The sequence below is a fragment of the Arcicella sp. GW458-12-2-14-TSB2 genome, assembly GCF_059423785.1.
Map to the genome: position 1 here is coordinate 1 of NZ_JBWKYN010000069.1, position 6,556 is coordinate 6,556.

Below are 6,556 nucleotides of genomic sequence, written 5' to 3' on the forward strand. Positions count from 1 at the left end.
AAGTCCCTCGCTAGAGATAAGATATTGATTATTAGTTATTTATATACTTGTGGGTAATCAGTAGGACTTAAGTCACCGGCTAATAGAAAGAAATAGAATTAGACAGATTAAACAACTTTTCAAAAGTTGTCTAATCATAATCATTTTCAAATCTTCAAATTCTCAAATCTTCAAATCATTATATTACATCGCCTTTATCTTCTCAATCAACACATCATTAATTTTCTGATAGCTTTCTACCGTCCAGCCAGCGATATGTGGGGTTAATATTACATTTTTCAACTGAAACAATTGGTCATATTGACTTTCCTGTTCGGCAGAAAGTTGCTTCATCTTTTCATTTTCCAGCACATCCAAACAAGCCCCTCTGAGTTTTCCATTTTGCAAATGTTTCAATACCGAAGCCACCGAGGCTACTTCTCCACGCGAGGTATTAATCAGGAAAATATTCTTCTTGAATTTTGCCAGATAATCGTCGTTTATCAACATTTTGGTAGAAGGATTCAGCGGAACGTGTAGCGAAAGTACATCCGCTTTTTCAAAGATTTCGTCCATTTCGACTTCCTTTACCAAGTTTGACGAAAAGCCTGTTTTGTAACAATCATACGCAATTACCTCTACGCCAAAGCCTATCAATCGTTCAGAAAGAGCCTTACCCATGTTGCCATAGCCAATAATGCCCACCGTCATGCCTTTTAGCTCGATACCACGGTTGGCTTCGCGTAACCAAATTTTCTGGCGTACTTCCGCATCTGCCCAATTGATTTTATTGAATAAGCTCAACAACATCCCCAACGTATGCTCCGCTACGGCATCAGAATTACCCTCATTGGCAGCAAATAGTTTAATGCCCAATTGCTCTACTGCTTCGATGTCTATCAAATCCAGTCCAGCCCCTGCTCTTCCGATAAATGCTAATTTTTGGTTATGGCTTAAAAATTCTTTGTCTATTTTGGTTTTACTTCTAATCAATAAACCTTCATAATCTTTGATGATATTCAATAATTCAGGCCGTTGAATATTGGGTTGGTAGTCGGGTAAAAAACCTAATTCTTCCAGCATCGTCAGGATGCTTGGGTGCATATCATCCGCTATTAAAACTTTCTTCTTCATAATTGTTGCTCGAACCGATCATTAATTCCGCTCTCTTCGGCACGAGTGTTACTAAAAAAACCTGCCACAGAGGTGACAGGTTCATTTTTCTGTTTACAAATTTAACAGATTAATACTTTACAGAAAAATTAGCGCTTAAAACTTTAACTTTTTCAAGTTGTTCAAGCCGATTTCGATACCCTCCATTGGTGTACGTTTGTAGTTTTCTAATTCTACCACAAAGTATTTTGTTCCTGCAATTTTAGCTGCATTAAAGATTTCTTGGAAGTTAATATCGCCTTCTCCTACTTCTACGGTCACGTTTTTAACTGGATCGTGGTCTTTTACGTGGAAATGTGTAAATCTGCCTGGGTGTTTTTTAAACCATTCTACAGGTTTTTCACCGCCTACTACTACCCAATATAAATCCATTTCGAATGTTACCAAGTTTTTGTCGGTATTGTTCAAAAGCGTTGTATAAAGTTGTTCGCCGTTATACTTCTTGAATTCAAAATCATGGTTGTGGTATCCGAATTTCACACCTGATGCCTTGCAATATTCACCTGCTTTGTTGAAAGTTTCAGCCATTTGCTTCCCAATCAAACGGTCAGGGTCTGACATATACGGAGCAATCACATATTTTTGTCCAACCTTGATAGCATCTTCTACCAATTTCTTGAAATCATCCGAAAGCTGTCCGTTTGCATAGTCTTTTGAAGTAACCATAGCGTGTGCAGATGGCATCTTCAAGCCATTGTCAGCCAATGTTTTAGCATAGTCATCTGGCGTTAAACCAAAGAACTTACCGCCTGAATATCCAAAGCCTTCTACTTCTTTATACCCCATTTTAGCAATTTTAGCTAACGTACCTTTAGCATCTACTTTGATGGCATCACGGACAGAATACAACTGTACGCCAATATGACGAGCCTCTTTTTTAGCTGCCCATAAATCATTAGTAAGAAGCGTTGCTCCTGCAGTAGCTAACAAGCTATTTTTCAAAAAGTCACGACGTGATTGTTGTTCGATTGACATTGTTAATTAAGGTTGAATTTAGATTGAATAATATTGTTGAAACCTTGTATTTTGTTTCTTTACCCATAAAGAGAAAGCAAGGTTCTTTTGAGAATTAATGCTTAATCCCTAGCGAGGGACTTAAGTCCCTCGCTAGGGATACGTAATTAAATTAAACTCAATAGCTTTTCTAAAGAGAACTGAAGCATTTAAACCTCACCCTAAAAGTAAGTTTAGTTTACCTGCTCGCTAACCGCCACTACCTCTTTTCTATTCCGTATTACATCAATGGCCGTAAAGATGGCTTCTAGCATTGATGTTTCTTTAGCTATATTTTTACCTGCTATATCGTAGGCCGTACCGTGGTCGGGCGAAGTGCGTACTACCGACAAGCCCGCAGTAAAGTTAACGCCATTTTCAAATGAAATATATTTAAAAGGTATCAACCCTTGGTCATGGTACATCGCCAAAACGGCATCATACTGCTTGAATTGAGCATTTCCGAAAAATCCATCCGCAGGAAAAGGCCCAAAAGCCAAGCTTCCTTTTTTTCTGAATTGTTCCAATACGGGGCTAATCACCTCTTTTTCTTCATTGCCCAATAGTCCGTCTTCACCCGCATGTGGGTTTAATCCCAATACAGCGATTTTAGGTTTCTGAATGCCAAAATCTTCTATCAAAGAAGTAAACATCAGGTTGAGTTTCTGCGTAATTTTTTCTTGTGTAATCGCCCCGCGCACTCTTCCTAAAGGAATATGCCCAGTGACTACCCCAACCCTTAGCACATCCGACACCAAAAACATCAAAGAATCTTTAGCTTCAAACGCTTCGGTGAAATATTCAGTATGTCCGGGGAATTTAAATTCTGCTGATTGAATATTATTTTTATTGATAGGAGCCGTCACGACAGCATGAATATGCCCAGCCTTCAAATCTTCCGTAGCTTTTTGTAAGCAAGCCAAAGCGGCAGCACCAGCTTCAGGCGTTACTTTGCCGGGGTTTACTTCGGTTTGTTTGTCGTCCCAACACGTAATGACGTTGGTAAATTTCGGATTGATTTGGTCGATATTCGGGATACTGTGTAGCGCCCAATCTTTTAAATCTAACGCTTTTCGGTAATAAGTAAATACTCTTTGTGAACCATAAATAACAGGCGTACACATCTTCAAGATACGGTTGCTAGTCAATGCTTTCAAAATTACCTCAGGACCTATCCCATTATAATCTCCTAAAGTTATTCCTATGATTGGTTTTTGTTGTTCCATTGTTTTTGTAAAGTAGATGGGCTTTTCTTAGAAAATAACATTTCCCCCATGCTGTAAATTAGAACTGCAAGTTATCTTAAAAGTAGTGGAAATAAAAACAGGGGCATAGAAATTAAAAATTGGCTTTAGGCAAGAGGCTGTAGGCGGTCGGTCATCGGATTTCGGTTTTCAGATTAGGGATATAGGTAGTCGGTTCTCAGATTTCGGTTTTCTGTTGTAAGATAAAAAACTCATAATTCGTGACCCTATCACAAACTCTCGCTCCATCAACGTTTGCCCAGAGGGCTTATGCGGATAGGCGTCACTCGTAAAATATGAGCGACTGCGGGAGTTCAAACCTTTTTCCTCTAGTGTATTGATAACTAAATATTATTTATCAATTATTTACATTATTTTCGACTTACATCTACACTGCATACGATGTAAAGCAGTGAACGTAAAATATCAATTAAATGGAAAAAATATTTGAATCTAAAGAGTTTTTTCAACTATGGGATTATAATATATCACATCGCCGCTTACTATTAAGAGCTGTAGTTATAAACAAGCAAGACAAAAGTGTTTTTCAAAACATTGACATAGTCTTTGTTTCAACCTATTACGTAGGTATAGAAACAGATTTTTTGGGAATCAAAATATATAAACATGACAAGCCACGCAAAATTTTAGTAGGTAAAAAAGAGATTTACCTTGAAAACTATTTTGAAATTAGATCAAAAGGAAAATCATTTTTTATAGGGGCAGATATTATCTCGATTGATACTAATAGTCTGGATGCTATGACAAGCAGTATAGGGAAATCTTCGTCAGATGCAAATTTTGATTTAGATTCTTTTTTAGAAGCGTTTCGAAAATGCCAAGTTGAGGATGATGACAAAGGCTGAAAGGTATTTATTTCTTGTATAATAGACAGTCGGTATTCGCCTGTAAGGTGATAAACCTTTATCACAAACCCTTTCTCCATCAACGTTCGCCCAGAGGGCTTACACGATAGGCGTCACTCGTAAAATACGAGCGACTGCGGGGCGACTAAATAAGGCAAAGCCCTCAATTAGCTATCAGAGCCTACCAAAATATTATTAACACTATCGCCGTCTAAAACAAAACCGCCTGTATGTTTGGAGTATTCCCCAAAATACAGGTGGTGGTTTTACCTAAAATAATTGATTTTAATTATTTACCCACTAGCCCAAGGGCTAAACAATCAAATTTATCAATCACAACTTTATAACCTCATTATAAAAGCCTTATTTAGTGATTACTATATTTTTTTCAACTTTAGCATCAACATTCCACACTTCTTTGTTATTTATTAAAATGCTTTGAGTTAAATAATTTGAATAAGACTGATATAAATTTAAATGTAGCAAATCAACTGAATTATCAGACCAAATAATTTTGATATTTTGCTTATCTACAAAACGTGATTTCTGTATATCAACCCCAGCAAATATCCTTAGATAATATACTGAACCCTTAACCTCGTATAATAAGGGTGCGGTACTGATAGCCATACTATTGCCTAAATCATCAGTATAAGCCAGTTTAATAGAAGCTAAATCGTAACCTCCCACGGTAGTTGGATTGAGCATATCTTTGCCATTTTTCATGACACTTACATTCACATAAGTATCTACTACAACTGACTCCACAGCAACATCTTTTTTACATTGAAACATTAAAGTAGTTATGAGGAGAGCTACTATTTTTTTCATCTCTAGAAGCATTAATAAAGGTTATAAATCATCTTACGAGAATCATTAAATGTATAACTACCAGGATTAAAGTTATTAAATCCATAATAACCATTGTCTGTTCCACCCCAGCCCCAATTCATATTAAGAAACAAATAAGTTGTACCTGTTTCACAATAAAAGCTCTCTCTGTAGCCATCACACACCCATGCATGACCATTTGTATATGAGCCAAAAATCCACCAACCAGTGTTAGTTCCACCAGATAACATTACTGGATGCCCACTATTTAATTGACTTTGAACTACATTATAGTTGTAATTGGCTAAGGTAGCACTACTATATCCATAATAGTTTACAAAAGCATATTTAGCGTCTTCCATTGTGGCGGAAGAACCAGAACATCCGTAACTCATATTTACTTTGCAACCTATATCTTTCATCAACGCTGCTGTGGTACTGGTGCCATAGCTCAATGGCATATTCGACCAACTAAAACTACTTGGCTTTTGTTTGTTTTTCATAATCTGAGCCATAGCTGTGGCTATACAACCAGTAAAAGGATTCCCACAAGCTCCTCCAGATGAACAGACTTGATTGTTATTACTACATGATAGATTCAGATAATCGTTGTAACCACAGCCTTGATCCCAAGTTGTAGAGGTTAATGGCCCAACCACAGTAACGTAGTCTGAACAACCGCCATCTCCTGGGTCTATGTAACTCATCCTTGAGTTTGATTTAGCGTTGGAAGCAAACCCTATTGCTTTTTTGGTTTCTTCTAAATCCCAAGCTTTTATTCTACTGCTATTATCTTTCCTGATGTTTTTTACAGTTTCTTTAGTAGTTGCTAACCAATAGACTAAACCTGAAGGAATGCTTTTAGTATCTAAACTAAAATCTCCAACTTCTGAAAACGCTAAAACAGGATCCAATTTTTTATCGGCAGACAATATAATAAATCCACCTTCTGAATAGGTAATAATATAATATACCGTTAAACCATTTTCATCTGGTACAGAAACCACTTTTTTGATAGACTTAAGGTTATTTATGGTTAGTTCTGAACCTACCCCATTATTTTTTGATGAATTCGGATTCACCAAATCGGTAGCAAACTTTTTGGCAACATCCAAACTTACAAAAGTAGAAGGTGTAAGAATTGTGGGATTTTCTTTTTCTACAGAACAAGATGCCAAGAAAATAGAAAAAACTAGAAGAAATAGGTATTTTTTTTTCATTTCAGTTAATGTTTAAAAATTGTGTAAAAGTTATTTATATATATTTATAATAGATTATCAGTATTTACATGATAAATGTAGAAATATTAATTTGAAAAAAAAATATTTTGAAAAGATAATGAAAAAAACTTTAAAATGTGGAGTGGTATTGCTCGTGTCAATCTTAGCATTTCTATCTTCGCTCCTCGAAATCTCCGACTTCGTGGGTCAGATAAATGACAATCTCTGATTGTCAAGCGGAGAAATACAA

At 36.4% G+C, this 6,556-nt stretch carries 6 protein-coding genes; 1 reads left to right on the forward strand and 5 read right to left on the reverse strand.

Annotated elements, in window-relative coordinates; genetic code table 11:
• Window positions 1-183 precede the first annotated feature (183 nt).
• The 3 genes from AC07XN_RS11665 to pdxA form a co-directional block, all read right to left on the reverse strand.
• The gene (locus tag AC07XN_RS11665) at window positions 184-1,113 is read right to left on the reverse strand and encodes an NAD(P)-dependent oxidoreductase (RefSeq protein WP_309923916.1); all 930 of its coding nucleotides are present in this window, start codon (window positions 1,111-1,113) and stop codon (window positions 184-186) included.
• A 135-nt stretch (window positions 1,114-1,248) separates the two neighbouring features.
• Window positions 1,249-2,127, reverse strand: a complete 879-nt coding sequence (locus AC07XN_RS11670; RefSeq protein ID WP_494743204.1) for a sugar phosphate isomerase/epimerase family protein — start codon at window positions 2,125-2,127, stop codon at window positions 1,249-1,251.
• 212 nt (window positions 2,128-2,339) lie between these two features.
• Entirely contained in the window at window positions 2,340-3,371 is a 1,032-nt protein-coding gene (pdxA, locus tag AC07XN_RS11675; RefSeq protein WP_494743205.1) for a 4-hydroxythreonine-4-phosphate dehydrogenase PdxA, read from the reverse strand.
• Window positions 3,372-3,823: 452 nt separating this feature from the next.
• Here pdxA and AC07XN_RS11680 point away from each other — a divergent pair, with 452 nt between their 5' ends.
• On the forward strand, window positions 3,824-4,255 hold the full coding sequence (locus AC07XN_RS11680; RefSeq protein WP_494743206.1) for a hypothetical protein: 432 nt from the start codon (window positions 3,824-3,826) through the stop codon (window positions 4,253-4,255).
• Between the two features lie 363 nt (window positions 4,256-4,618).
• Here AC07XN_RS11680 and AC07XN_RS11685 read toward each other — a convergent pair whose 3' ends face one another.
• The gene (locus AC07XN_RS11685; RefSeq protein WP_494743207.1) at window positions 4,619-5,086 is read right to left on the reverse strand and encodes a hypothetical protein; all 468 of its coding nucleotides are present in this window, start codon (window positions 5,084-5,086) and stop codon (window positions 4,619-4,621) included.
• An 11-nt stretch (window positions 5,087-5,097) separates the two neighbouring features.
• Window positions 5,098-6,306 (reverse strand): C10 family peptidase, encoded by a 1,209-nt coding sequence (locus AC07XN_RS11690; protein ID WP_494743208.1) that lies wholly within the window; start codon window positions 6,304-6,306, stop codon window positions 5,098-5,100.
• Between the last annotated feature and the right edge of the window lie 250 nt (window positions 6,307-6,556).

Bases quoted from the DNA above. Each gene is read 5' to 3' on its own strand.
- AC07XN_RS11685 (WP_494743207.1), bottom strand. From the start codon at position 5,086: ATGAAAAAAATAGTAGCTCTCCTCATAACTACTTTAATGTTTCAATGT.
- AC07XN_RS11680 (WP_494743206.1), top strand. From the start codon at position 3,824: ATGGAAAAAATATTTGAATCTAAAGAGTTTTTTCAACTATGGGATTAT.
- AC07XN_RS11690 (WP_494743208.1), bottom strand. From the start codon at position 6,306: ATGAAAAAAAAATACCTATTTCTTCTAGTTTTTTCTATTTTCTTGGCA.
- pdxA (WP_494743205.1), bottom strand. From the start codon at position 3,371: ATGGAACAACAAAAACCAATCATAGGAATAACTTTAGGAGATTATAAT.
- AC07XN_RS11670 (WP_494743204.1), bottom strand. From the start codon at position 2,127: ATGTCAATCGAACAACAATCACGTCGTGACTTTTTGAAAAATAGCTTG.
- AC07XN_RS11665 (WP_309923916.1), bottom strand. From the start codon at position 1,113: ATGAAGAAGAAAGTTTTAATAGCGGATGATATGCACCCAAGCATCCTG.